The sequence below is a fragment of the Thermococcus radiotolerans genome (genome assembly GCF_002214565.1).
GTDB classification, from domain to species: domain Archaea; phylum Methanobacteriota_B; class Thermococci; order Thermococcales; family Thermococcaceae; genus Thermococcus; species Thermococcus radiotolerans.
On sequence record NZ_CP015106.1, the window covers coordinates 1,277,759 to 1,301,419 of the forward strand.

A 23,661-nucleotide genomic window follows, 5' to 3' on the forward strand; every position below is an offset into this window, starting at 1 on the left:
CTAGGACCCTTCCACCCCAAGCAGAGCTTGGGATGTGCACCTCTTCGTGGTGGACCGGCCGGGATTCGAACCCGGGGCCTTCGGCTTGCAAAGCCGACGCTCTCCCAGGCTGAGCTACCGGCCCACGGATGGCAGGCCCGACATCCCTTAGACCCCCCGGACGGATTTTCCGGCGATAGGAGGTGATCGAGCCGTAGGTTCCCCTACGGCTACCTTGTTACGACTTCTCCCCCCTCACGGAGCCCAGACTCGACCCGACCTCCCCGAAGGGAGATCAGGCCTCATCCAGACCCCGCTCGGGTGGAGTGACGGGCGGTGTGTGCAAGGAGCAGGGACGTATTCGCCGCGCGATGATGACACGCGGGTACTAGGGATTCCAGCTTCACGCGGGCGAGTTGCAGCCCGCGATCCGAACTGGGGGCGGGTTTAGGGGATTCCCTTCCCCTTTCGGGGTCGGATCCCATTGTCCCGCCCATTGTAGCGCGCGTGTAGCCCGGGGGTTTCGGGGCATACTGACCTACCGTCGCCCGCTCCTTCCTCCGGCTTATCGCCGGCGGTCCCCCCAGAGTGCCTCCTCCCCAACGGGGAGGACTGGCAACTGGGGGCGCGGGTCTCGCTCGTTACCACACTTAAGTGGACGCCTCACGGTACGAGCTGACGGCGGCCATGCACCTCCTCTCGGCGTGTCCGGCAAGACCTTCAGCCTGGCCTTCATCCTGCCGTCGCCCCCGGTGAGGTTCCCGGCGTTGAATCCAATTAAACCGCACGCTCCACCCCTTGTAGTGCTCCCCCGCCAATTCCTTTAAGTTTCAGCCTTGCGGCCGTACTCCCCAGGCGGCGGGCTTAACGGCTTCCCTTCGGCACCGGACGAGCTCGAAGCTCGTCCGACACCTAGCCCGCATCCTTTACAGCCAGGACTACCCGGGTATCTAATCCGGTTCGCTCCCCTGGCCTTCGTCCCTCACCGTCGGACCCGTTCCAGCCGGGCGCCTTCGCCACTGGCGGTCCCCCTGGGATTATAGGATTTCACCCCTACCCCAGGGGTACCCCCGGCCTCTCCCGGTCCCAAGGCCTGCAGTATCCCCAGCAAGCCCCACGGTTGAGCCGTGGGATTTCGCCAGGGACTTACAGGCCCGGCTACGGACGCTTTAGGCCCAATAATAGCGGCCACCACTCGGGCCGCCGGTATTACCGCGGCGGCTGCCACCGGCCTTGCCCAGCCCTTATTCCCGGAGCTTTTTACACTCCGGAAAAGCCGTGGCGATGCCACGGCACTGGGGGTCCCCCCGTCGCGGTTGCCCGCATTGCGGAGGTTTCGCGCCTGCTGCGCCCCGTAGGGCCTGGACCCGTGTCTCAGTGTCCATCTCCGGGCTCCCACTCTCATGGCCCGTACCGATCTTCGGCTTGGTGGGCCGTTACCCCACCAACTACCTAATCGGCCGCCGGCCCATCCTCGGGCGGGCAAAGCCCCTTTCGGCCTGAGGACCTTCCAGTACCTCAGGCCTATGGGGGATTAGCCCCAGTTTCCCGGGGTTATCCCCCTCCCGAGGGTAGGTTACCGACGTGTTACTGAGCCGTCCGCCGGTGCGCGCAAGGCGCCCCATGACTCGCATGGCTTAGTCGGACCCCCATAGCAGTGGCCTCCGGCAGGATCAACCGGAATTGAGCAAGGAGTACGGCCGGTGGGACTTCCCTCGAGGGGAAGTACCAAATATCCGTCCGGGGTTTAGTCGGGATGTCGGGCCTGCCTTACCCCCGAGGGGTCCGCCTTTCGGCGTTTCCTCGGGAGCGCACATTGCTGTGCCCATGGTTGGAGGGCGGGGTTCATACTGGGTGCTTTGCACCCGTTCCCCCCGACGCCGCCGTCTTGGCACCTGGGCTTTGTCGCGCCCTGTTCGGGCGCTCCACCCAATAGGGGTGAACCCCCACAGTGAAAAATTTTTGCAAAAGCCTTTCCAGGCCATATTTTTGAAAAAGAAGCTGTCAAAAAGCGCCGGTAGAATGCACAATTTTAGACATAAAAACGGCAAAAAATTTTTGCAAGGTCAGAGGAGGAAAAAGACGAGGAGCAGAAAACCGGAGACCACGGAGACAACGACGCCCATGTTGACTGAATCATCATGACTCAGCCCGAGACCCCTTCCCGTTGCCCACCCAACGTAGCCGCCGAGTGCCACCATCGGAAGGGAGACCATGAACGGCAACCAGCGTCCCCCAAGCGGTATCAACCTGTCCACGAAGAGAACGAAATCGAGAGAGGCCAGGAGCGTCATGAGGATGAAGCCGATGGTATAGAGGACAATCCTCTTCATCAACGGCACCACCCGCAAGCCCTCGGTATGGTCATGTAGAACACCAAAACCGAGAGGAGACCGACCAGGAGGGCAAGCTTTCTGGCGTCCCCTTCACTCACACCAATGGAGATGAGGAGGCGCTTCGTCAGCGGGAGGAGAACTATGAGCGAGAGAACTATGGAGAAGCCGTCCGCGAAGGGAATCATCGAACCCAGGCCGCCAACCACGAGGAAGGAAACCACCATGAGAAGCCCGGCTCCAAAAAACGTCAGAAAGGTTAAGAGGGCGGCGAGGGAAGATGTCCTGACCATACTCCCGCCTCACAGCTTCAGTATCTCGGGCACAACGCTTATCTTCGAGACCGGCGTGGGTATCGTGTTGGTGACCGCCAGCTCGTCGACTGCATTGCTCACCTTTTCTATTGCTCCCTCGGCGAAGACACCGTGAGTGGCTGCGACGAAGACTTTCTCGGCCCCCATGTCCCTGAGCAGGTTTGCCGCCCTTATCATGGTCCCGCCGGTGCTTATGATGTCATCAACTATGAGCACGTTCTTTCCCCTAACGTCCACATCCACCGGCTTCATCTGAACCTCGGTCGGAGAAATGCGGACCTTGTGGAAGTGGCTGTACTCAAGGCCAAGCCTCTCGGCAACGGCCTTGGCCCTCATCAGCGCCCCCTTGTCGGGGGCGAGAACGACGCCCTCACCGAGCTTCTCCCCGAAGTACTCAGCAATGGCCCGGGCGGGCGAGAGGTTGACGGCCTTCCCCGGGAAGAACCTTAGGGTCTCCGGATTGTGGAGGTCTAAGACATAGAGCTCATCGTAGTAAACGGCGAGGGTTCTCATCACCGCCCTCACGCTCACCGGCTCGCCGTCCTTCGTGACCCTGTCCTGTCTCGAGTAGGCAAGGTACGGAACGACCGCCCTGAGCTTCTGAACCCCCCTCTCGCGCAGAGCATCCGCCATGAGGATCAGCTCAATCAGATGCTCGTCCTGTGGGGCGAACGTTGACTGCACGACCGTGACGTCTTTCGAGGAGCCCATGATTCTGACGTACTTCTCACCATCGGGGAACCTCTTTATCTCAGCATCGAGAACCTCGCCGCCGAGGGCCTTTATCTCATCCTCCAGATGCCTGGCACCGCTTCCAACCACGAACATGAGCACCACCCCTTTTTGCCGTTGGAATGTTCAATTCACGGCTTATAAACCCACCGTCATACCAGAAGGACGGCAATAATCCCCGCGAGGAATATGCCGTCAAAGGTTCCCGCGCCGCCTATACTCACCATCGGCGCGCCGAGGTTCTTAATCCTGTTCCAGTTCATCAGGTCAGCCCCTATGAGGACCCCCATCGTTCCGCTGACGTAGGCCACGAGGTTGGGGTTTCCGTCGCCGAGGAGCCAGCCGAGGATTATGGCTATCAGAGGCGGGAGGAAGATAGGCATCGCTATGCCGAGACCCCTGACGGGTCTGGCAAAGGCGTGGCTGAAGAGGGCCGCTACGAGGGTCGCCAGGATGGTGTTGAAGAGCAGCCCGAATTGACCGAAGTAGAGGAGCCTGAAGATTTCGTACAGAACGATGCTGAGGGGAACCAGCGCCCCGCCGACGTTTATCGCTATTATCACCCTCTTCTCAGCCCAATCGAAGTAGGGGACGGGATAGGAGATGCCGAAGAAGCGAACCTCCCTAAGGGTGACGATGGGCTCGTACGAGACCTCCTCCGCTATGGGGATGTTGATGAAGCTTCCGAGGAGGGCGAAGAGGAAGAGGGCGTAGGCCACCTCGGGGGGTATTCCGAGCTTCTCAAAGGCTGCCATGACTATGCTCGAGAAGACTATGAAAACCGCCAAGAAGATGAAGAATATCAGAAGGAGCACGGGAAGTGAAACGGGTGGGATTATAAAGCGCCTCTTATTCATCCTCCACCACCACGTTGGCCCAGATCTGGGCGCCTCTGGAGATGCGGACCTTCCTCGGTCCATCGAACTTCTTCGCGTTGCGGAAGACCCAGGCGTAGAGGGGCTTGCCTTTGGAGTATTCCCGCAGGAATTCCACGTCAACGAGGTGCTTGTCCCCGTGCTGGGCCAGCTCCTCCGGGGTGAACGGACCGAGGACGTCAACGAGTTCTGCACTGCCAACCGCCCTGCCGCCGCTGAGAATAAGAACCTCTCCCCTAACCCTCGTCCGAGATTTCCTAATCTCCCAGACCTTCTTTCCTTCCGCTATGAGGGTTGCGAAGGGTTCGCGAACTATCAGACCCTTCCTGAAGTTTGAATTCCCGGCGCACATCAGTATGGTGACGAAAGCGAAGTATATAAAATCTACGCCGGGCTTTCCGAAGCTAACCGGGCGAGTTTCCAAAAAGAACCGCCAATGAAAAACTTTAAGTCCACCTCACCGAACCCATTGGAGGAGGTATCACCGATGAAGATTATCTGGTACGGACACGCGTGCTTTTGGGTCGAGACGAATGGTGTGAGACTGCTCATCGACCCGTACCCGGATGTTGACGACGACAAAATCGGGGAAGTGGACTACATACTGATAACCCACGAGCACGTTGACCACTACGGGAAGGTCGAGCTGCTCTCAAGGCTCCGCGACGCGACCGTCATAGGGCCGAAGCCGGTCTACATGATGGCCATCAGCGACGGGGTAACGAAGGTAAAGGAGATAGAGGAAGGCCAGACGATAGAGCTCGGGAACGGCGTTAAGGTCACCGCCGTCTACATGGAGCACCCCTCGAGCCAGTACCCTGTCGGCTACATCGTAGAGGGTGACAAGACCCTCTTCCACACAGGGGATACCTATTCGACGCCAACCCTCCAGAAGCTCAGGGGGAAGATAGACGTGCTCATGGTGCCCATCAGCGGCCGCTCAACCGCCAACGAGCGCGAGGCGGCACAGATAATCGAGGACATAAGACCGAAGATCGTCATCCCGATGCACTACGGCATCTACGGCACGGGAAGCGTCGAAAAACTCCAGGACGAGCTGAAGAAGAAGCGCATATGGGTCATGGTTCGCCCCATGGAGCTCTACGAAGAGCTCACCCTCTAGCGGTGGGGCTGATGCTCACCACGGGGGTAAAATCACTCGACGAGCTTCTCGGCGGCGGAATAGCCGAGGAGGTACTGACCCAGATTTACGGGAGCTTCGCCACCGGAAAGACGACGCTCGCCGTGCAGGTCGGCCTCCTGAGTCCCGGAAAGGTTGCCTACGTCGACACCGAGGGGGGCTTTTCTCCCGAGAGACTGAGCCAGATGGCCGAGGTGAGGGGTTTAGACCCCGAGGAGGCGCTCCAGAGGTTCATCCTCTTCACGCCATCGGACTTCAAGGAGCAGAGGCGCACCATCGGAAGCCTGAAGAAAATTGTTGACGACTCTTTTTCCCTCGTGGTCGTTGACTCCATAACGGCCCACTACCGCGTGGAGGAGCACAGAAGGAACCTCACCGTGGAACTCGGCAAACAGCTCCAGGTTCTCCTCTGGATAGCCAGGAGAAACCGCATTCCGGTGATAGTTATCAACCAGGTTCACTTCGACAGCCGGGCGGAGAGGATGAAGCCCGTTGCCGAGCACACCCTCAACTACCGGACCAAGGACATCCTCAGGCTCGACAAGCTCAACACGCCCGGAATGAGGGTGGCCGTGCTCGAGAGACACAGGTTCAGGCCCGAGGGAGGAATGGTCTACTTCAGGATAACGGAGAAGGGCATTGAGGAGGCTAACGAATGAGGTCATCAAGGTCAAAAGCTAAGAAGCCCTCTTCTCTGAGTCCTTCCTTATCCTCAAACTCCCTCGCTATGATGCCAAGCTTATAGTGTCCCCTCAAGGGGAGCAGTTGGGCCTTTCTATCAAGGGCTTTTAGAATACTCTTTACGTCCTTCAGGCTCAAGCTCTTCCATTTGACCTCAAAGAGGGCGATGTTCTCCCTATCGTATGCCACCACGTCTATCTCCTCCCCCTTATGCCACCACCTACCCACGCGCTCCGGTTTAAAGCCAAGGTCCTGCTTTTTCACAAATTCCCTCGCGATTCTCTCGTAGGTCTCACCCACGAAGGCGGGGAACTCGGCCTTAAAGCGCTCAAAGACCCTCTCCGGATTCTCCTCAAGGGCCGTGTAGTTGTGGTAGATAAAGCGGAACCAGAAGTTGAAAAACTCGTCGCTTATCCTGTATGCCACTTTCCTCGTCTTCAGCGGGTTCTCTGTAACGGGTACCTCCTTCGTCAGGTACTCGTAGTGATTGGTCAGCTCGCTGAGGTATTTGCCCACCGTCAGAGGCTTTAATCCCGTTTTATCACTTATCTCCTTGGGCGTGACGCGACCGAGACTAACCGCTTCGAGGATCGAGAAGTAAGAGCGATAGAACCTGCCGAACTCAAGTTTGAGAATGTTCAGGCCCTCTTCCCTCAACGGTGCAAACTCGTCGAAGAAAAGACCCTTAACGGCATCAATCGAGTTCCCGCGGTAGTACCGAGGAATGTAAAGGAGATACCTCGGCATCCCGCCTAAAGCCGAATAAAGCTCAACGAAGTGCCTTGAATCTATATCAACCAGAGAACGCACAAAGCCCCAGGCAGTCCAGAAGTCAAAGGGCTTGAGCTTTATCCACTCGTCAACCCTGCCGAAGAGGGGCTCCTTCTTGCCCATGAAGATTCGCTTAATCATGCCCACGTACGAGCCTACCGCGATGAGCATAACGTTTGAGCTATTCTTTTTCTCATCCCAAAGACGCTGAAGGGAGGAGAAGAAAGAGGGTTTAACAGTTCTGAAGTTCTGAAACTCGTCGAAGACGACAACCAGCGTTCTCTCCCGTGAGAAGTCGAGCAGGAACTCCATAAGCTCTTCCAGGGAGCCAAACTTTGGCTTCACGTATGGAGGGAGATGACTGGAAAGCCTCTCCTCGACCTCGCGCGACCACTCCTCAAGGAGAAGCGCCTCGTCCTTTTCGCCGACGAAGAAGTAGAGGGCAAGCTTGTCTTTGAGGAACTCCCGAACGAGGGTAGTCTTTCCAACCCGCCTGCGTCCGTAGATGACGATGAAGCTCGAACCCGGATAGGAGTACACTTCATTGAGCTTTTCGAGCTCGCGCCCTCTGTCGTAGAACACATTACTCACCGAGTATATTACTGATTTGGTAATATTTAAGGCTTGCGGGATTCTAAGGTCTTGTCCAAAAACTTTGTGGCAGATTGCTGAGAACATCTACGGTGATTCCAATGGGGACCAGACACCTCAAGAGTAATAGCAACCTAGAGCTTCCTCTCCTCCCGGGAGGAAAGAACTGCTCCCAGAGGATATTGAAAGGTTAATGGACCTCGGTCAAGGCTTGAATGTGAAAAACGAGATAAAGAGAGGATAACGAAAGACCGCTAAGCCTTCAAACCCTCTCGTAGACCTCCTGAACTATTCTGAGAACCGCCTTGTAGAGCTTCTCGGTAATGATGCCCTCCTCGTAGTGCTCGGTCAGCTTCTCCTTGTCTATTATCTCCTTCTTGCCGTCCGGCCACTTGACGATGTCCACCTCGAGGTCGATGTAGCGCGCCCTGTCCGGGTATATCTCCACCGGCGTGTTGATGTTGTAGTACTCGCCCTTGAGGTTGCCGTTGCGGTCGTAGTAGCGGTGCACGAACCACCACTTTCCGGCCTCTATCTCAGTTATGACGTAGTCTCCGAACTCTATGGGAATGTCCAGGCCGTCGTAGAACTTGCCGGGCTTGAGGTGGCGCTTGAAGGTTATCTTCAGCGGATTCATGGAAACCTCGGTTATCTCACCGGGCCCTATCTTTATCCTCTGCCCGTCGGGCTTGTAGTGCTCAAGGCTGAAGAGCCACCCCCTCTTGGGCCCCTTGTTGGTTATCAGGGCCTCCCAGAAGCCCGTCTTTACCTTTTCCCTCTGGGCAGGAACCTTCGAAAGGATTCCCTCCGCTATCTCCACCGCGAAGCTCAGCTCGGGATCGTAGGCCTTCAGCTGGTGGTGGCCCTCAACGGTCGGAACGACTTTGTTCCTTATCTCGTCGAGCTTTCTCTTTGCGCCCCCACCGAACTCAACCTCGTATATGTTCCTCCCCTCGATTATGAGGGAGGGGGCCGTGTAGGAGTCCGCCTTCTTGAGCCGGTCAGCAAGCTTGGAGAGGTTTATTATCTCGTCGCGGAGGGTGTTCCAGTCTTTATAAGCTGCAGCCGTCCTCCAGAGGATCCCCCACTCACCCAGGTCTATGCTGAGGCCGAGGATGCGAAGCCTTTCGCGCTCACTCTGCTCCCTTATCTTTCTGGATATCTTGACGTGCCTCTGCGCCCCTATCGGCTTCGGAATGAGAACCGCGTAGTCACCCGGAATCGTGAGGACAACGCTCAGCTGGGGGAGGAGGTTGTGCTTCTTAACCTGAACGAGAACCTCGTCGCCCTCCATCGCGCGCGGCAGTTCGCTGGCGACCACGGTTCCGATGGCGCTTCCGATGTCTATGTAGACGTAGCGCTCGTCCCTCTTGACGACCATTCCCTTGTAGATTCCGTAGAGCTGGTAGGGGAGCTTCCTAAAGAAAACGTCTATGAGCTCGTCCTCAAGGGCAGCCTTAACTTCCTCAACCTTCGTTCCAACGAGGATTACCCCGTGGTGATCCTTCTTGTCGTAAACATCAACATCAAACTCGTCGTAGGTCTTTTCGAGGTTGAAGCGCTCGACGATCCTGTTGCTGGGCTGCGAGATTCCGAAGCCCCTGTCGAGGAAGAGCTTTGTAAGGGCCGTTGAGTAGATGCCCCTAACTCGAACTGAAACTCCTGTGTCTGTAGACACCTTCACCACCCCTCATCTTCTTTTCCACCACTCCGATGAGCGTGAGTCCCTCGAGTATATCCTCGGCGTCCTCGACGCCGCTGAGTTTCTCAACGTTTCTCGCCTCGACCCAGAGCAGTCCCCTGGAGTGCCAGTCTCTCAGCGCCTCTTCAACCTTATGCACATCACCGGGATGAGTGTAAAGCCTGAGCAGGAAAACCTTTAAGATTTCAAGCTCGGCCTCGAGTTTCTTAACTTTCCTGAGCTCCTCCATTATACCAACGGGTACCTTTTTCTCCTTTTCGCCCCCGGCCAAAAGGCTCAGCCCCTCGACCTCCCGGAGCATCTCGCCCAGTGCCTTTCTAACTGCATAGTCATAAACCCTGTGGAACTGGACGAGCCGGTCCAGGGCCGTTGAGAGCTTTATCCTGGTGTCGTAGTCGTGCTCCTTGACGAGAAGGGAAAGTATCTCCTCAAGGCGAAACTTCATCTGGTACTCGTTGCGGTACAGCTCCTTCGCCTGCTCCTCTATGTGGCCGCCGAAGCTTCCCATCTCGCGGTACAGGGACGAAGCTATCTCAAGCTTCTCCCTCGATATGTTGTACAGGGACTTCACCTTCTCCAGAAGAGCCTCTCCGTCCCGTTCCTCGTAGATGGTTGAAAACTGCCGCTCAAAAGTGGAGTGAAGCGACTCAAGGTGTGAAAGTTGGGCCTTAACCTCCTCAACGTTCATGCGGAAAACCCCCTGGGCTTAATCTTGCGCCTCCCCCTACTTGTAGTTTTCGATGGGAATGAGTTAAACAAAAACGCTTATCCAAAACCTTTTTTTAAGCCAAAAAACTAATCACCCCGGTGGTTGAATGACTCTCTACGACCGCTTTGGCCGGCCAGTAACGAACCTCAGGATTTCGCTCACCCAGGACTGCAACTTCCGCTGCTTCTTCTGCCACAGAGAGGGGCAGCACTTCAACGCGAGGCGCGAACTGACCCCGGAGGAGATAGAGAGAATCGTGAGGATAGCCTCGCGCCTTGGAATAAGGAAGGTCAAGCTTACCGGCGGTGAGCCAACCGTAAGGGACGATATAATCGAGATAGTCGGGCGAATCAAGCCGTACGTGGTGGACCTCTCCATGACGACCAACGGAAGCCGCTTGAAGGAGCTGGCAAAGCCCCTCGCAAAAGCCGGTCTTGATCGAGTCAACGTCTCCCTCCACAGCCTGAGGCCGGAGGTTTACAGGAGAATCACCGGCGTTGACATGCTCGACGTCGTTATCGAGGGAATCGAGGAGGCCGTGAAGTACCTCAGTCCAGTAAAGCTCAACATGACGGTGATGAAGGGACTGAACGACGACGAGATATGGGACATGGTCGACTTTGCGGCGAAGACCGGGACGATCCTTCAGCTCATAGAACTCGAGGCCCCGAGGGAGTTCACGGAGACGAGATTCTTCAGGAAGTACTTCTACCCTCTCAAACCGGTTGAAAAGAAGCTCGAGGAGATGGCGGTGGAGACCAGGGAGAGACGGATGCACAGGCGGAAGAAGTATTTCATCCCGACCGACTACGGCATCGCCGAGGTTGAGGTCGTCAGGGCGATGCACAACACGGTCTTCTGCGCCAACTGCACCCGCCTAAGGGTCACCTCCGACGGCAAGTTCAAGACCTGCCTGCTGAGGAAGAACGACCTGATAGACTTCGCCACTGCTCTGAGGAACGGGGCAAGCGATGCCGAACTCGTCGAGATATTCAAACAGGCCGTTCTCATGCGCGAGCCCTACTGGAGGTAAGCGTTTTTAAGCCCCTTTCCCAACTCCCCCCGGTGAGAGATTGCCGGCTGTAAAGGTTCCGAGGCGGGATGCAGAACCCGTCAAGAGAAAGCTGAAGAAACTCGGCCTCTACGACGGTAAAAGGAGGCCGAGGAGGGAAGATGAGTACGTTCTCCTCCCGGTCATCAGCGACCCCCGGATTGAGGGGCTCGGCTACGAGGTTCTCTCGGTCGAGCTCCCACTCAGGCCGGAGAGGCAGATATACAAGAACCTTGAGAGCGTCCTCGCCGAGAGGCTGAGCAGAGAAGAGCTGAAGTACCTGAGGCGCTACGACGTGATAGGCGACATAGCGGTCATCCAGATACCGCCGGAGCTTGAGCACAGGATTGAGGACATAGTTTGGGGCCTGAGGAAGGTCCATCCGTTTCTGAAGGTCATCGCCAGGAAGGGATTCCACGAGGGTGCCTTCAGGATAAGGGACTACTCGATAATCTGGGGCGAGAAGAGACTGGAAACGGTTCACAAAGAGAACGGCGTTCGGATAAAGGTTGACCTCTCGAAGGCCTTCTTCAACCCGCGCATGAAGGGTGAGCGGTACCGCCTGGCCCAGCTCATCCACGACGGCGAGAGGGTTCTCATTCCCTTCGCCGGCGTTCTGCCGTATGCACTTGTCATAGCCCGCTATAAAAGGGTCAAGATAACGGCCATCGAGCTGAACAGGGAGGCCTACGAGCTCGGCCTTGAGAACATCGAGCTGAACGGGGGAAAGCTGAAGGGCGAGATAGAGTTCATCCATGGAGATGTATTCGAGGTTCTTCCGGAGCTTCCGAGCCACGACAGGGTGATAAGCCCCACCCCGAGGGGCGTTGATGCCCTGGCTCTAACGCTGAGCAAGACAGAGAGATGGCTCCACTACTACGACTTCGTCCACGAGGGAGAGATTGAGAGGTTCAGGGCGAGAATCCTCGAAGAATGCCGAAAGCTCGGAAGGGACTGCACCGTCAGGGTCAAAAAGGTGAGCGACTTCAAGCCGCACGTTTTCAAGGTCTGTGCGGATGTGGAGATAAAGGGGGAATAACGAAGGCCATCACTTCTTCCCCAAAAAGTCGAACAGCGTCGCCTGCTTGCCCTTCTTCTTGGGTTTGTCTATCTTCTCCCCGCTTTCCTCGACGGCTTCCATTTCCTCCTCGGCCTTCTCAAGCTCCTCCTCGCTTATCTCTTCTTCGGCCTCTTCCTCGGCTTCTTCCTCTTCCGTGGGCTCAATTTCTTCTCCCTTCTCAGCGGCAACCCTCACGTGCTCCTCAAGCTCGCCGCGCTCCTTAAGCCTCTTCTCGATGTTCATGCTCTTGCCCCATATCGTTCTGGCCTTCTCCTTGTCCCCGACTATGAACTCGACCTCCTTGAGGTCAAGGTCGAGGTAGACGACGAAGTGCGCCGCCATGTCCGGGTTGTACTCGAATATTGCCTTCAGGACGTTGAGGGTCTCCAGGGCTTCGAGCTTCGCCATGTGCATCTCCTTCATTATCTTCTTGAGCACCGAGTCCCTCAGTCCCCTCTCCGCTTTGCTCTCCGTGAGGAGCTTTATGGTCTTGGGCGGGTAGATCCTCACGAAGCCCTTCCGCTTCACACCAGCAACAGCAACCCCCGCGGTCATCATGTCCGTGGCGTACTTCCAGAGGCCGTAGTTTCCGGTTCTCTGCGCCCTGCCGAGATATATGTCCGCCCTGCTCAGAGCCTCGTAGGCCCTCGCTATGTCCTCGGGCTTGTAGTAGACGTAGGGAAGGTTCTCGTCTATCCACTGGAGGAGCTCGTGGGGGAACATATCAACGCCGAGAACGACCAGCTTGGCCTTCTTGGCGTTGTCAGTTGCGAAGAGCTGAGCCAAAGCCTGGAAGACGCTCTTTTCCGTGTCGCGGTAGGCGAGAACGTCGACGGCATCCTCTATCCCGCCGGACACAACCGTCTGGAGGTCGTTGATAGCGGCCCTCAGATCACCGTTGGCGCGCTTGGCTATCTCGTAGAGAACCTCCTTAGGAACCGTCAGGCCCTCCGCGTGGAGGATCCTCACGAGCCCCTTTATGATGTCCCTCTGGGTCAGGCGCTTGTACTCGACTATCTGGGCCTTGTTTCTTATCTCCCTCGGGACCTCCCAGTAGTGGTTGGCGCTCATGATTATCGGGTTTCTGGCCCGGTCTATCAGCTTAGCTATCTCCCTCGCCCCGCTCGGCTCCATGTTGTCGGCCTCATCGAGGAATATGAGCTTCCTCCTCTTCCCAAGGATGTCGAGGGTGTAGGCAGCCTGAACGTAGCGCTCAACCTTCTCGTATGTCCTCTCATCGCTGGCGTTGAGCTCGATTATTTCGAAGCCGTACTCTCTGGCTATGGCGTAGACCGTCGCCGTCTTACCTGTTCCCGGAGGACCTGCCAGAATCAGCGCCTTCTTCTTCGGCGGACTGCCCTGGAGCCACGCCTCTATCCATGCCTTCACCTGCCCCAGGGCCTTGATCTGGTTTATCAGCTCCCCCAGGCGTCTCGGCCGGTACTTCTCAACCCAAGGAACGTCCCGCGGCATGGCCATCACTTACCCATCAGGGTGAACTGGGCCAGCAGAGCCTCAAGCTGTATCATCTCGTTCGCTCCTTCCACGAGCCTGAAGTTGTACTCTCCGATCTTGTCGGCCAGGGCAACTTTCCTGTCCTCGGGTATGGTCAGGTTGAAGACCTCCTTGTGCATCTGGATGAGCACGTCCTCGCCGCTCAGGCCCTGCTTGAGGAGTATCTCCCTGAGCTTTTCCCTGGCCTTGAGGAAGTTGCCTTCCAGAGCCAGCTGCATCATCTGTCTGACGTCCTCCGGACGAGCTCTGCTGGCGACCAAGAAGACGTTCTCATCGGTTATCTTGGTGTCAAGGGCGGCAGCAGCCTGCAGGACGTTTATGGCCCTCCTGAGATCGCCCTCTGCAACGTAGAGGAGCGCCTGGAGTCCCTCCTCCGTCAGTTCGAGCCCCTCGTTCTCGGCTATGAGCTCTATACGCCTCGCTATGTCTTCGTCCCTCAGAGGTCTGAAGCGGAAGATGGCGCACCTCGACTGTATCGGCTCGATTATCTTTGAGGAGTAGTTGCAGCTCAGGATGAAGCGGACGTTGTTCGAGAACATCTCCATCGTTCTCCTCAGCGCCTGCTGGGCATCTTGGGTCAAAGCGTCCGCCTCATCGAGGAAGATTATCTTGAAGCTCGCCCCGCCAATCGGCTTGGTTCTCGCGAACTCCTTAACCTTCTCGCGGATGACGTTTATTCCACGCTCGTCGCTCGCGTTCAGCTCAAGGAAGTTGTGTCTCCAGCCCTCGCCGAAGAGCTCCCTCGCGAGACACAGAGCGGCTGTGGTCTTTCCAACGCCCGGGGGTCCGGCAAACAGAAGGTGCGGCATGGAACCGGTTTTAACGTAGTGCTTGAGCCTCTTGACTATGTGATCCTGCCCGACCATGTCGTCGAGCTTTTGAGGCCTGTACTTCTCAACCCAAGGCTTCTCGAGGATTTTAACCTCCTTAACTTCCTCCGGCATAGCTATCACCCTACCTAAAGGCTTATGAGCCTTTGAGGTATTAAGCCTTTTGCCATGTGCAAAACTTTTATACCTCGATGTCCAAGAATCACCGGTGGTTCTCATGGCGAAGCTCGACTGGATTAGGGAAGAGCTCAAGGAGCTCAAGGAGAAAGGCCTTTACGTGACCATTAGAAAGCTTGAGAGCTCCCAGGGTCCCTGGGTCGTCGTTGACGGAAAGCGCGTTCTCAACATGTGTTCGAACAACTACCTCGGCCTGGCCGCACATCCCAAGATAAAGGAGGCCGCTATAAGGGCAATCCTCGACTACGGCGTCGGTGCCGGAGCGGTAAGAACCATCGCCGGCACCATGGAGCTTCACGTGGAGCTCGAGGAGAAGCTCGCCAAGTTCAAGAAGAGAGAAGCTGCCATACTATTCCAGAGCGGCTACAACGCCAACCTCGGCGCTCTAAGTGCTCTACTCACCAAGAAGGACAACGGCGTGTTCATCAGCGAGGAGCTCAACCACGCGAGCATCATAGACGGAATGCGCCTCAGCGGTGCTCCAAAGGTCATCTACAAGCACCTCGATATGGAGGACCTCAAGAAGCGCCTCGAGGAGAACAAGGATAAGGAGAAGAAGATAATCGTCAGCGACGGTGTCTTCTCGATGGACGGTGACCTCGCGCCGGTCCCGGAGATGGCGGAGCTGGCAGAGCAGTACGATGCCATGCTCTACATAGACGACGCCCACGGTGAGGGTGTCCTCGGAGACAGTGGAAGGGGTATAGTCGACCACTTCAAGCTCCACGACAAGGTTGACTTCGAGATGGGTACGCTGAGCAAGGCCTTCGGTGTCATCGGCGGCTACGTCGCCGGACCGGAGGAGGCCATCGAGTACCTCAGGCAGAGGGGAAGGCCGTTCCTCTTCTCAAGCGCCCCGAACCCGCCTGACGTTGCGGCGGCCATTGCAGCCGTCGAGATACTCCAAAAGAGCGACGAGCTCGTCAGGAAGCTCTGGGACAACACCCACTTCCTCCAGAACGGGTTGAGGGACCTCGGCTACGACCTCGGCAACACCAAGCACCCGATAACCCCGGTCATGCTCTACGACGAAAAGACCGCACAGGAGTTCTCAAGGAGGCTCTACGACGAGTACAACATCTTCGCCCAGGCAATAGTCTACCCGACCGTCCCGCTCGGAACTGCTCGCATAAGGCTTGAGCCCTCCGCGGCCCACAGCAAGGAGGACCTCCAGTACGTTCTGGATGCCTTCGAGGACCTCGGAAAGAAGACCGGCTTCCTGAAGTGATCCGGGCCCTTCAATTTTCACATTTTTCATCAAAACCGGTTCTTTGTTCGAACATTATCTCCGATTCATGTTAAAAATTAGAACTTACGGTGTCCAATTACTTCGAAGCACCACCGAAAAATATAATTTATTGGAGAGAAGACAACATGTTAGGGAATAACCGGGTTATCAGCGGTGGTGGCCGATGTCGATAATCATCGCGGTGCTCGCGGAGGCTGCATTCATAGGCCTGTTCCTCATAACCGTCGGCCACAGAAAACGGTTCATCTCACACTACCCGGAGCTTAAGCGGTTCTACGACTACGCGATGCTCTCCTTCTTTGTGGGCGCCCTTGGCAAGTCCGTTTTCCTGCTCCTCGACCTCAGGAGCAACAACCTCATTCTCATGACCCCTGAGCAGGTGGACTTGGTGAACTCGATAGGCAACCTTCTGGCCCTCCTGGCCGCGGTAATCTTCATCGCGGGATGGTGGAGCCTCCTCACAGTCCTCATGGAGAGGTACGAACTCATTCCGGTTATAGAATTTGCAGGAAAAGAAGAGCAGGAGTCCCTCAAGCCCGGACTGTACCTGTGCAACCTTCCCAACTGCTACCCAGTGATAGAGAGGCTCCTTCGCGGAAGGGCAGGGCTCATAGTGTCCAGGCATCCCCCGGAAGTCATCAGGGAGCATCTGAACATCGAAAAGACCCCTGTACTGTGGCTGACCACGGTCAGGGACAGAAACGCCGTTTCCCCCACGCGCTTGGAGTTCCTCCTCCAGGCGATGGTTGACTTCATGAGAAAGACAGACAATCCGAAGATAATCTTCCTCGATGGGGTCGAGTACCTCATCCTCGAGAACGGTTTCGCCCCGGTCTTCAAGTTCCTCACGACCCTGAAGGACTACACAACCATCTACAACACCGTGGTGATAGTCCCCATTGACGCGAAAAGCCTTGACGAGAAGACCGTGAACCTCATGTACCGAGAGTTCGAGCGGATGAAGCCCCAGCCCTAAAACTTCACCCACTCTATCTTGTAGTACACCACGTCGTTGTCCTCGTCGACGACGGCCATCACCATGTTCTTTCTGACGCCGTGGGCGACCCTCACGCGGGCGGTGATGTCGTTCGGGGAAAAGCGGAGGTTCTCGGGAACCACCCATATCAGCCACTGGGAATGCTCGTCCATTCCGCGCCTGTAAACGCGAAAGTGGGAGCCGAACTTTAGGGCAGACTTAACTGTGTAGCCCCTGTCACGCAGGTCGGTGTAGACGAGGAGCTTTATGTCGAACTGGTCGTCGCGCTTCCTTCCGAGCTCGACCAGTTCCTTGAAAGAAAGCTCCCTTTCGCCATCAAAAACCCTTATCTTGCCCTTCTCCATCAGGTAGGCAGCTTCTATGAGCGAGAGAAAGAGCTTTCCGTTCACGACCTCGCCGAAATACCTCTTGTTGTAGAACTGGTTTATCGCCTTTTCGCGCTCGCTGAAGACCCTGTCCCCGCTGAGCTGAAAGACTATCGGCTCCTTCAATTCCTCCCACCCCACTCGTCGGCAGGCATCAGCATGTAGTAGGCATCCTCGCCGTCGGCGTAGTAGCCGATTATGCGCTTGATGCGCTTGAAACCGAAGCGCTCGTAGAGCCTTATGGCCTTTTCGTTGCTCACGCGAACCTCCAGACCGATGTAGCGGGCGCCCTTCTTTATGAGTCTTTCGATGACCTCGCTCAGCAGGGCCGAACCAATGCCGCTGCCCCTGTACTCGGGGTCAACGGCGATGCTCATTATATGCCCCTCCAGGTCGGGACGGAGATAGGCCATCACGTAGCCGATGACCCTCCCGCGGTACTCGGCCACTAGGAAAGTATCGGGGTTGTTCTCGAGGAAGACCAGAAAAACGCCACGCGGGTACTGCTCCCGGAACGAGAGCCGCTCTATCCTGACGACGTCGGGTATGTCGAACAGCTTCGCAGGCCTTATAACGACCATCGCCAGGGGAATCCTCCCACCGGCTTCCCTCACGGACACGCTCATGTTATAGACTACGCGCCAAAGCTTTTAAGACTTGAGGAAGACTTCATCCGGGGTGGCCACCCCGCGTGATGAGCACTCTCGAACCTGACGGCGGGATGATGACCGGATTCCTGGCTGATTCTCCCCCCCTACTTTCCGGAGTAAAGTTTAAAGCCCCCGAAAACCAAGTCAACCGATAGGTGATGTTATGCGCATAGCCGAAGACCTTAACAACCCGGTTGGAATCGTGACTGGTGAAGCCACGGTTAACTCCTTCCAGTTCTACGCTCATCCCGATAGCGACCTCAAGTTTGGAGACTTCGTCGTTGCAAGGCTGTGCAAAGAGGCGAAGGACAGGAACTGCCGGTGGGGCGACGACGTTGAGTGGGTGATAGGCACCATCAGAGGGATTAAAAACATCAACTGGCTCCTCAGCGAGGGGAAGAGCACTTTCGCGAGCCTTGACCTAGATCTGAGGGAGTACGGAGAGAGCATAGGCGAGAACGAGGCACTGATAGTCACCGTTCATGTGCTGGGGAGAATAGAGTTTAGAGGCGACAGGGCCGAGATAGTCCCCAACCGCGTCCCGGTTCCCAACGGAAACAAGGTCTACATAGCCAGCTCCGACCTCCTCAGGGCGATCTACTACGGTGGGGAGGGCTTCATTGAGGTGGGAACCCTGCTCCTGAGGGACGACGTGCCGATATACCTCAACGCCAACGAGCTGGTTTCGAGGCACTTCGCGGTTTTAGCCGTTACCGGAGCGGGCAAGAGCAACACCGTTTCGGTCATGCTCTGGAAGATGGTGGAGGATCTCAGAGGAACGGTCGTCGTCCTCGACCCCCACGGCGATTACATGCGCCTGAGCCTCCCCAACACGGGCACAAAGTACGTCAACCTCATCGAGGCGAGAATCCAGCCCGAGACGATGGACGGCGAGGAACTGGCTGACCTAATGGAGATACAGAGCAACGCAACCATACAGCGCTCCTACCTGCTGCGAGCCTGGGACACCGTTCTCCACGAGAACCCAAACCTTGGTGGGAGGGAGATAGTCAAGGCCGTCCTCGACCTGCTCCAGAACTGGGTGGCCAACGCTGGGGGGAGCTACTGGGACCCCCACGCAAACAAGTACCGCGACCTCGGCGAGATAAAGGCAACCGAGAGGGAAACGATAACGAGGCTCACGATGAAGATATCCCGCTTCCTGAGGAACTACGGCCATCTGCTCTCCGGGGAGGACATAGTGGCATCCGTCAGGGCGGGAATGGTAAACGTCATAGACCTCGGCCCCCTGGACGAGGGCCAGATGAAGTTGGTAGCTGCGAAGCTCCTCGAAAAGATGTTCGAAACCAGGATGGACTACGAGAAGGCCAGGAAGAGGCTCGAATACCTCAAGAGAAAGTACGGAAGCAGAATCTCGGCCGTTTCGGAAGAGGTGGAGGAGCTTGAGAAGTTCATCCGCTCTGTCGAGGCGAGCTATCCGGCCCTCTCGGAACCTATACTCATAATAGTAGAAGAGGCCCACATCTTCGCACCCCACGGCGAGAAGGGTGGAACCGTGAGGATACTTGGAAGGATAGCCAGGGAGGGCAGGAAGTTCGGAGTCGGCATGGGGCTCGTATCCCAGAGGCCGAGCAGGCTCAACGAGGACGTGCTGAGCCAGACGAACACGAAAATCATAATGCGCATCGTGAACCCGAACGACCAGAACTACGTTATAAAAGCCAGCGAACAGCTGAGCGGGGAGCTGATGGGGGACATAGCCGGCCTCGGCAAGGGCGAGGCGGTGATAGTTGGCCAGGCCATAAGCCTGCCGGCGCTGGTGAAGGTCTACAACTTCAAGGCCCTCGGCGGTGACTACGGGGGCGAGGACATAGGCGTCGTGAGGCGCTGGAGGGAAAGGGCGGAGCGCGAGAGGGCAGAGGAGAAGAAGGAGGAGCTCTACGAGGAGGAGGGCATAGAGCTGGACTTCTGAGGTGTTTCATATGAAGTTCGCCCACATGGCCGATGTCCACCTCGGCTTCGAGCAGTACCGCCTTCCCTACCGCGCCGAGGAATTTGCCCAGGCTTTCAGGGAGGCAATGGAAAGGGCTGTAGGGGAGGAAGTGGACTTCATTCTCATAGCCGGCGACCTGTTCCACTCAAGCCGGCCCAGTCCAGAAACCATAAAGACCGCGATAGAGGTACTGGAAAAGCCGAGGGAAGCCGGAATTCCCGTCTTTGCGATAGAGGGAAACCACGACAGAACGCAGAGGAAGGTCTCCGCGTACCATCTCCTCGAGGGGCTCGGTCTGCTCCACCTCGTCGGTCTGAGGGACGAGAAGGTTGAGAATGAATACCTGACGAGCGAGAGGCTTGGGGGCAAATACCTCGTTAAGGGCGTCTTTGAGAGGGGTGGGAAGACCGTCGAGATTCACGGGCTGAAGTACATGAGCGCCGCCTGGCTTGAGCGCAACCATCTGGAGGAAATCTTCAAGCCGGAGGGAGACGCCATCTTGATGCTCCATCAGGGGATAAAGGAGCTCATAGAGAAGATGATGGGGGTAATCCCCGAGAGCCAGCGCGACTACTTCGAGCTGAGGATGGAAGACCTGCCAAAGGGCTACGTCTACTACGCGCTCGGCCACATCCACAGGGAGTTCGTCACGAGCTACGACATAGGGACGCTGGTCTATCCTGGATCGCTCCAGCGATGGGACTTCGGGGACTACGAGCTCAGGTACCGTTGGAACGGGAGGAGCTTCACCCCGGAAGCCGGCACGAGGAAGGGCTTCTACATAGTCGAGGACTGGAAGCCCAGGTTTATCGAGCTGAACGTGAGGCCCTTCATAGACATTAAAATGAAAGCCGACGAGGAAACCGCCAAGAGGGAACTGAAGCGCCTTAGGAGCAAGATACCAAGAGAAGCCTTCGTAAGGCTCGACCTGCGCTGGGAAAAGCCCTACGACGTTTCCCACTTCCAGGAGATTCTGGAGGTTAAGTACCTCTACCTGAGAACGCGCTTCGAGAGGAGGCTGAAAACTGCCGCCGGCGGAGAGGTGCCCAAGCCGGCTGAGTACTTCACCCCAGCGGAGCTAAGGGCGATAGAGCTGACCGGTGAGAAGAAGTTCGAGGCCCTCGATGCCGTCGTCGAGCTGTTCCTGGGCGAGTGGGAAGGGAAGAAGCCGGAAGAGCCGGGAGAGGAGAAGCGCGAAGAGCCCGCCCCGGCCAAGGAGGAAAAACCCCTGAAGAAAGAGAGGAAGCCCGAAAAGGCCCAGAAGGCGAAGAGACCCAGGCCAAAGGGCAAGCCGACGAGCATTCTCGCCTGGATCGGTGGTGGAGATGAAGATTGAAAAGCTCATAATCAAGGACTTCCGCTCCCACGGGCTGACCAAGGTTAACTTCACGAGCGGGATAAACCTCATAATCGGACAGAACGGCTCTGGAAAGAGCTCCCTTCTCGATGCACTCCTCGTCGGCCTCTACTGGCCGAGCAAGCCCAAAGACCTCAGAAAGGAGGACATACTCAGGGTGGACGGAAAGTCCACGGAGATAACGGTCTTCTTCGAGAAGGACGGCATCAAATACCAGCTCCACAGGAACATAACCAGGGGAATGGCCTTCGCCAAGTACCACGACGGAAGCTCCTGGAAGCACGCCACGGAGACGAGCCAGAAGGCCGTGAGGGACTGGATGGAGAAGCTCGTTCCGTACGACGTCTTCCTCAACGCGATTTACATAAGGCAGGGGGAGATCGATGCCATCCTTGAGAGCGACGAGAGCAGGGAGAAGGTCGTCCGCCAGGTTCTCGGCCTCGACAGGTATGAAAACGCCTACAAGAACCTCCTCGAAGTGAGGAAAGAGATAGAACGCAGGATAAAATCGACGGAGGACTACCTGAAGAGCACGGAAAACCTCGACGAGTTGATTGGGGAGATGGAAAGGGAGCTCTCAAACGCCCTCAAAGAGATAAACGAGCTCTCCCCCCAGATTCCAAAGCTGGAGAAGGAACTGGAAAGGGTGGAGAAAAAGCTCGGGGAGCTTGATGCCCTGGAGAAGGAGATAAACTCCCTCAGACTTGAGGCCAAGGAGAGGGAAGGGAACCGAAAGCGGCTTGAGACGAAGCTGGAGGGGCTTGAGAAACGCATAGCCGAGAGCAAACAAAGATTGCGTGAGCTGGAGGAGCGGGTGAAGGAGTTCCGTAAGTTGAAGGAGAAAGCCGAGCTCTACCTGAAGCTCTCGAACTTCAGGAAGCGCTATGTGGACGAGAAGGCCAGAAACGAGAAGCTCGCCGAGAACTACAGGGCACAGATTTCGGCGATAGAGGAGCGCCTCGCCGAGCTGAGTGAACTGGAGAAGCGCCTTAAGGAGCTGGAGAAAGAGAGGGGCAAGCTCGAAAGGAAACTCAAGAGGCTCGAAAAGGACGCCCGGGCATACGAAGATGCCAGATCTATGTCGTCGCAGCTGGAAGGCCTCAGAAAACGCCTCAAGCTCTCCAGAGAAGAGATAGAAAAGCTCTCCGCCGAGGTCGAGGGTGCAAAGAGGAGGAAGGAGGAGATACAGGTTGAGTTAAACGAGATAAACGAGGAGCGCGGTGGACTGAAAAACCTGGCCAAGGAAAGGAACAAGGCCATAATGGAGCTCAAGAAGGCCAAGGGCAAATGTCCCGTCTGCGGCAGAAAGCTGACCGAGAAGCACAGGAAGGAGATAATCGAGAAGTACCAGGCCGAGCTTAAGAATGTCTCCCAGTCTCTGAAGGAACTCGACGAGAGGGAGAGGAAGCTCAGGAGCGAGCTTGTCAGGATAGAGAAGGTTCTGAAGAGGGAGCACGAGCTGATAGCCGCCAAGGAGCTCCTCGACCAGATAGCCGGCCTTGAGGAGAAGCTGAAGGGACACGACCTTGAGAAGCTCAGGAAAAAGGCGGAGGAATACGAGGGAGTGAAGAGCGAACTGAGCAGGCTCGAGGGTGAGCTGGAGAGCACGAAGGCCGAGCTTGAGAAGGCGAAGGCCCTCGAAAAGAAGAGGACACTCACCGAGGGAAAACTCAAGTCGATCGAGGAGAAGCTGAGGAAGCTCGATGAAGAGCTCGAGGGGATGGGCTTCTCCAAGATAGAGGAGCTCGACGAAAAGCTTGCCGAGCTTGAACCGTCCTACAAGCGCTACCTCGAACTGAAGAACTCCGAGAAAGAGTTCGAGAGGGAGAAGAATAACTTGGAGCGGCTCACGCTGGAGCTTGAGGAGGTAAAACGCAGCCTGGATGCCGAGAGCAGAGCCCTGAAGGCGCTGATGGATGAGCTGGCAAAGAAAGAGAAGCTTTACAGCAGGGAGGAGCACGAAAAGACCCGGGAAGCCTTCGCCTCGCTCAGGGAAGAGCTGGCCGGAAAGAAGGCCCAGCTGGAGGCCCTAGAGAAGAAGCGCGACGAGACCATGGCGAACCTCAGGAAGCTCAAGGAGGAGAAGGACCGCAGAAAGGAGAAGGCAAAGGAACTTGAGGAGCTTAAGAAGGCCCGCGAGAGGGTTCAGGAGCTCAGGGAGAAGGTGAGGCGCTACAAGGCCATGCTCAAGGAGGGGGCACTGGCAAAGGTCGGCGAGATAGCCAGCGAGATATTCGAGGAGCTGACCGAGGAGAAGTACTCCGGGGTTACCGTGAAGGCGGAGGAGAACAAGATAAGGCTCGGGGTGCTGTACAACGGCAGGGAATACGGCCTCGGATTCCTCAGCGGTGGGGAGAGGATAGCCCTAGGCTTGGCCTTCCGGCTGGCGCTCTCGCTTTATCTCGCGGGAGAGATAAGCCTGCTCATCCTGGACGAGCCAACACCTTACCTCGACGACGAGAGGAGGAGAAGGCTCGTCGACATAATGCAGCGCTACCTGAGGAAGATACCGCAGGTCATAGTCGTTTCGCACGACGAAGAGCTGAAAGACGCCGCCGACAGGGTAATACGGGTGAGCCTTGAGAACGGCGTCTCGGTGGTCAAAGAGGTCGAGCTGGGGGTGTGACG

At 56.8% G+C, this 23,661-nt stretch carries 21 protein-coding genes, 1 tRNA gene and 1 rRNA gene; 9 read left to right on the forward strand and 14 right to left on the reverse strand.

Annotated features, from left to right (window positions below; all coding sequences use genetic code 11):
* Positions 1 to 47: 47 nt before the first annotated feature.
* The 7 genes from A3L10_RS07140 to A3L10_RS07170 all read right to left on the reverse strand — a co-directional run bounded on the left by A3L10_RS07140 (position 48) and on the right by A3L10_RS07170 (position 4,585).
* Positions 48 to 124 (reverse strand) — tRNA-Ala (locus A3L10_RS07140).
* A gap of 53 nt (positions 125 to 177) precedes the next feature.
* Positions 178 to 1,663, reverse strand: a 16S ribosomal RNA gene (locus A3L10_RS07145).
* 382 nt (positions 1,664 to 2,045) lie between these two features.
* Positions 2,046 to 2,312, reverse strand: coding sequence for a hypothetical protein (locus tag A3L10_RS07150; protein WP_088866983.1), 267 nt, complete (start codon positions 2,310 to 2,312; stop codon positions 2,046 to 2,048).
* The gene (locus tag A3L10_RS07155) at positions 2,312 to 2,605 is read right to left on the reverse strand and encodes a hypothetical protein (RefSeq protein ID WP_088866984.1); all 294 of its coding nucleotides are present in this window, start codon (positions 2,603 to 2,605) and stop codon (positions 2,312 to 2,314) included. The genes A3L10_RS07150 and A3L10_RS07155 overlap by 1 nt, the downstream gene beginning before the upstream one ends.
* 9 nt (positions 2,606 to 2,614) lie before the next feature.
* Positions 2,615 to 3,454, reverse strand: a complete 840-nt coding sequence (locus A3L10_RS07160; protein WP_088866985.1) for a ribose-phosphate diphosphokinase — start codon at positions 3,452 to 3,454, stop codon at positions 2,615 to 2,617.
* A 56-nt stretch (positions 3,455 to 3,510) separates the two neighbouring features.
* Entirely contained in the window at positions 3,511 to 4,215 is a 705-nt protein-coding gene (locus A3L10_RS07165) for a DUF1614 domain-containing protein (protein ID WP_088866986.1), read from the reverse strand.
* The gene (locus tag A3L10_RS07170) at positions 4,208 to 4,585 is read right to left on the reverse strand and encodes an ASCH domain-containing protein (protein ID WP_088867554.1); all 378 of its coding nucleotides are present in this window, start codon (positions 4,583 to 4,585) and stop codon (positions 4,208 to 4,210) included. The genes A3L10_RS07165 and A3L10_RS07170 overlap by 8 nt, the downstream gene beginning before the upstream one ends.
* Before the next feature lie 135 nt (positions 4,586 to 4,720).
* Here A3L10_RS07170 and A3L10_RS07175 point away from each other — a divergent pair, with 135 nt between their 5' ends.
* Positions 4,721 to 5,356: an MBL fold metallo-hydrolase gene (locus tag A3L10_RS07175; protein WP_088866987.1), complete on the forward strand. Its 636-nt coding sequence runs from the start codon at positions 4,721 to 4,723 to the stop codon at positions 5,354 to 5,356.
* Positions 5,357 to 5,367: 11 nt separating this feature from the next.
* Positions 5,368 to 6,033, forward strand: coding sequence for a DNA repair and recombination protein RadB (radB, locus tag A3L10_RS07180; RefSeq protein ID WP_088866988.1), 666 nt, complete (start codon positions 5,368 to 5,370; stop codon positions 6,031 to 6,033).
* Here the strand turns inward: radB and A3L10_RS07185 are convergent.
* From A3L10_RS07185 to A3L10_RS07195, 3 genes are all read right to left on the reverse strand, one after another.
* Positions 6,023 to 7,417: an ATP-binding protein gene (locus A3L10_RS07185; RefSeq protein WP_232460957.1), complete on the reverse strand. Its 1,395-nt coding sequence runs from the start codon at positions 7,415 to 7,417 to the stop codon at positions 6,023 to 6,025. The two genes, radB and A3L10_RS07185, sit on opposite strands and share 11 nt — an antisense overlap.
* A 262-nt stretch (positions 7,418 to 7,679) precedes the next feature.
* On the reverse strand, positions 7,680 to 9,095 hold the full coding sequence (locus tag A3L10_RS07190; protein ID WP_088866990.1) for a DUF402 domain-containing protein: 1,416 nt from the start codon (positions 9,093 to 9,095) through the stop codon (positions 7,680 to 7,682).
* Positions 9,061 to 9,807, reverse strand: coding sequence for a hypothetical protein (locus tag A3L10_RS07195; protein WP_088866991.1), 747 nt, complete (start codon positions 9,805 to 9,807; stop codon positions 9,061 to 9,063). The genes A3L10_RS07190 and A3L10_RS07195 overlap by 35 nt, the downstream gene beginning before the upstream one ends.
* A gap of 127 nt (positions 9,808 to 9,934) precedes the next feature.
* Here A3L10_RS07195 and moaA point away from each other — a divergent pair, with 127 nt between their 5' ends.
* The gene (gene moaA / locus A3L10_RS07200; RefSeq protein WP_088866992.1) at positions 9,935 to 10,861 is read left to right on the forward strand and encodes a GTP 3',8-cyclase MoaA; all 927 of its coding nucleotides are present in this window, start codon (positions 9,935 to 9,937) and stop codon (positions 10,859 to 10,861) included.
* A 40-nt stretch (positions 10,862 to 10,901) separates the two neighbouring features.
* On the forward strand, positions 10,902 to 11,918 hold the full coding sequence (gene taw22 / locus A3L10_RS07205; protein WP_088866993.1) for a tRNA (guanine(37)-N1)/4-demethylwyosine(37)-methyltransferase Taw22: 1,017 nt from the start codon (positions 10,902 to 10,904) through the stop codon (positions 11,916 to 11,918).
* A gap of 9 nt (positions 11,919 to 11,927) precedes the next feature.
* On the opposite strand, the gene A3L10_RS07210 is transcribed toward taw22, so the two are convergent.
* On the reverse strand, positions 11,928 to 13,412 hold the full coding sequence (locus A3L10_RS07210) for a replication factor C large subunit (RefSeq protein WP_088867555.1): 1,485 nt from the start codon (positions 13,410 to 13,412) through the stop codon (positions 11,928 to 11,930).
* A 5-nt stretch (positions 13,413 to 13,417) separates the two neighbouring features.
* Entirely contained in the window at positions 13,418 to 14,503 is a 1,086-nt protein-coding gene (locus A3L10_RS07215) for a replication factor C small subunit (protein WP_394335113.1), read from the reverse strand.
* Between A3L10_RS07215 and A3L10_RS07220 the strand changes: the two genes are divergently transcribed.
* The gene (locus A3L10_RS07220; protein ID WP_088866994.1) at positions 14,502 to 15,689 is read left to right on the forward strand and encodes a glycine C-acetyltransferase; all 1,188 of its coding nucleotides are present in this window, start codon (positions 14,502 to 14,504) and stop codon (positions 15,687 to 15,689) included. The two genes, A3L10_RS07215 and A3L10_RS07220, sit on opposite strands and share 2 nt — an antisense overlap.
* A gap of 184 nt (positions 15,690 to 15,873) precedes the next feature.
* The gene (locus tag A3L10_RS07225) at positions 15,874 to 16,686 is read left to right on the forward strand and encodes a DUF835 domain-containing protein (protein ID WP_088866995.1); all 813 of its coding nucleotides are present in this window, start codon (positions 15,874 to 15,876) and stop codon (positions 16,684 to 16,686) included.
* Here A3L10_RS07225 and endA read toward each other — a convergent pair.
* The gene (gene endA / locus A3L10_RS07230; RefSeq protein WP_088866996.1) at positions 16,683 to 17,198 is read right to left on the reverse strand and encodes a tRNA-intron lyase; all 516 of its coding nucleotides are present in this window, start codon (positions 17,196 to 17,198) and stop codon (positions 16,683 to 16,685) included. The two genes, A3L10_RS07225 and endA, sit on opposite strands and share 4 nt — an antisense overlap.
* A complete protein-coding gene (gene rimI, locus A3L10_RS07235) occupies positions 17,195 to 17,698 on the reverse strand; it encodes a ribosomal protein S18-alanine N-acetyltransferase (RefSeq protein ID WP_088866997.1) in 504 nt (167 codons plus the stop codon). Before rimI ends, endA begins: the two co-directional genes overlap by 4 nt.
* A 187-nt stretch (positions 17,699 to 17,885) precedes the next feature.
* Between rimI and herA the strand changes: the two genes are divergently transcribed.
* From herA to rad50, 3 genes are read left to right on the forward strand one after another with little or no spacing between them, the layout of a single operon-like run.
* Positions 17,886 to 19,655 carry a DNA double-strand break repair helicase HerA gene (gene herA / locus A3L10_RS07240; protein WP_088866998.1) on the forward strand — a complete coding sequence of 590 codons (1,770 nt, stop codon included), beginning with the start codon at positions 17,886 to 17,888 and terminating at the stop codon, positions 19,653 to 19,655.
* Positions 19,656 to 19,665: 10 nt separating this feature from the next.
* Positions 19,666 to 21,012 (forward strand): DNA double-strand break repair protein Mre11, encoded by a 1,347-nt coding sequence (mre11, locus tag A3L10_RS07245; RefSeq protein WP_088866999.1) that lies wholly within the window; start codon positions 19,666 to 19,668, stop codon positions 21,010 to 21,012.
* Positions 21,002 to 23,659: a DNA double-strand break repair ATPase Rad50 gene (rad50, locus tag A3L10_RS07250; protein ID WP_088867000.1), complete on the forward strand. Its 2,658-nt coding sequence runs from the start codon at positions 21,002 to 21,004 to the stop codon at positions 23,657 to 23,659. The genes mre11 and rad50 overlap by 11 nt, the downstream gene beginning before the upstream one ends.
* The last annotated feature ends 2 nt before the right edge of the window (positions 23,660 to 23,661 follow it).

Coding starts and splice junctions, on each gene's coding strand:
- rad50 (WP_088867000.1), top strand. CDS start 21,002: ATGAAGATTGAAAAGCTCATAATCAAGGACTTCCGCTCCCACGGGCTG.
- herA (WP_088866998.1), top strand. CDS start 17,886: ATGCGCATAGCCGAAGACCTTAACAACCCGGTTGGAATCGTGACTGGT.
- moaA (WP_088866992.1), top strand. CDS start 9,935: ATGACTCTCTACGACCGCTTTGGCCGGCCAGTAACGAACCTCAGGATT.
- A3L10_RS07175 (WP_088866987.1), top strand. CDS start 4,721: ATGAAGATTATCTGGTACGGACACGCGTGCTTTTGGGTCGAGACGAAT.
- radB (WP_088866988.1), top strand. CDS start 5,368: ATGCTCACCACGGGGGTAAAATCACTCGACGAGCTTCTCGGCGGCGGA.
- rimI (WP_088866997.1), bottom strand. CDS start 17,698: ATGAGCGTGTCCGTGAGGGAAGCCGGTGGGAGGATTCCCCTGGCGATG.
- mre11 (WP_088866999.1), top strand. CDS start 19,666: ATGAAGTTCGCCCACATGGCCGATGTCCACCTCGGCTTCGAGCAGTAC.
- A3L10_RS07220 (WP_088866994.1), top strand. CDS start 14,502: ATGGCGAAGCTCGACTGGATTAGGGAAGAGCTCAAGGAGCTCAAGGAG.
- A3L10_RS07195 (WP_088866991.1), bottom strand. CDS start 9,807: ATGAACGTTGAGGAGGTTAAGGCCCAACTTTCACACCTTGAGTCGCTT.
- A3L10_RS07160 (WP_088866985.1), bottom strand. CDS start 3,454: ATGTTCGTGGTTGGAAGCGGTGCCAGGCATCTGGAGGATGAGATAAAG.
- A3L10_RS07155 (WP_088866984.1), bottom strand. CDS start 2,605: ATGGTCAGGACATCTTCCCTCGCCGCCCTCTTAACCTTTCTGACGTTT.
- A3L10_RS07215 (WP_394335113.1), bottom strand. CDS start 14,503: ATGAGAACCACCGGTGATTCTTGGACATCGAGGTATAAAAGTTTTGCA.
- A3L10_RS07170 (WP_088867554.1), bottom strand. CDS start 4,585: ATGTGCGCCGGGAATTCAAACTTCAGGAAGGGTCTGATAGTTCGCGAA.
- A3L10_RS07165 (WP_088866986.1), bottom strand. CDS start 4,215: ATGAATAAGAGGCGCTTTATAATCCCACCCGTTTCACTTCCCGTGCTC.
- A3L10_RS07225 (WP_088866995.1), top strand. CDS start 15,874: ATGTCGATAATCATCGCGGTGCTCGCGGAGGCTGCATTCATAGGCCTG.
- A3L10_RS07150 (WP_088866983.1), bottom strand. CDS start 2,312: ATGAAGAGGATTGTCCTCTATACCATCGGCTTCATCCTCATGACGCTC.
- A3L10_RS07210 (WP_088867555.1), bottom strand. CDS start 13,412: ATGCCGCGGGACGTTCCTTGGGTTGAGAAGTACCGGCCGAGACGCCTG.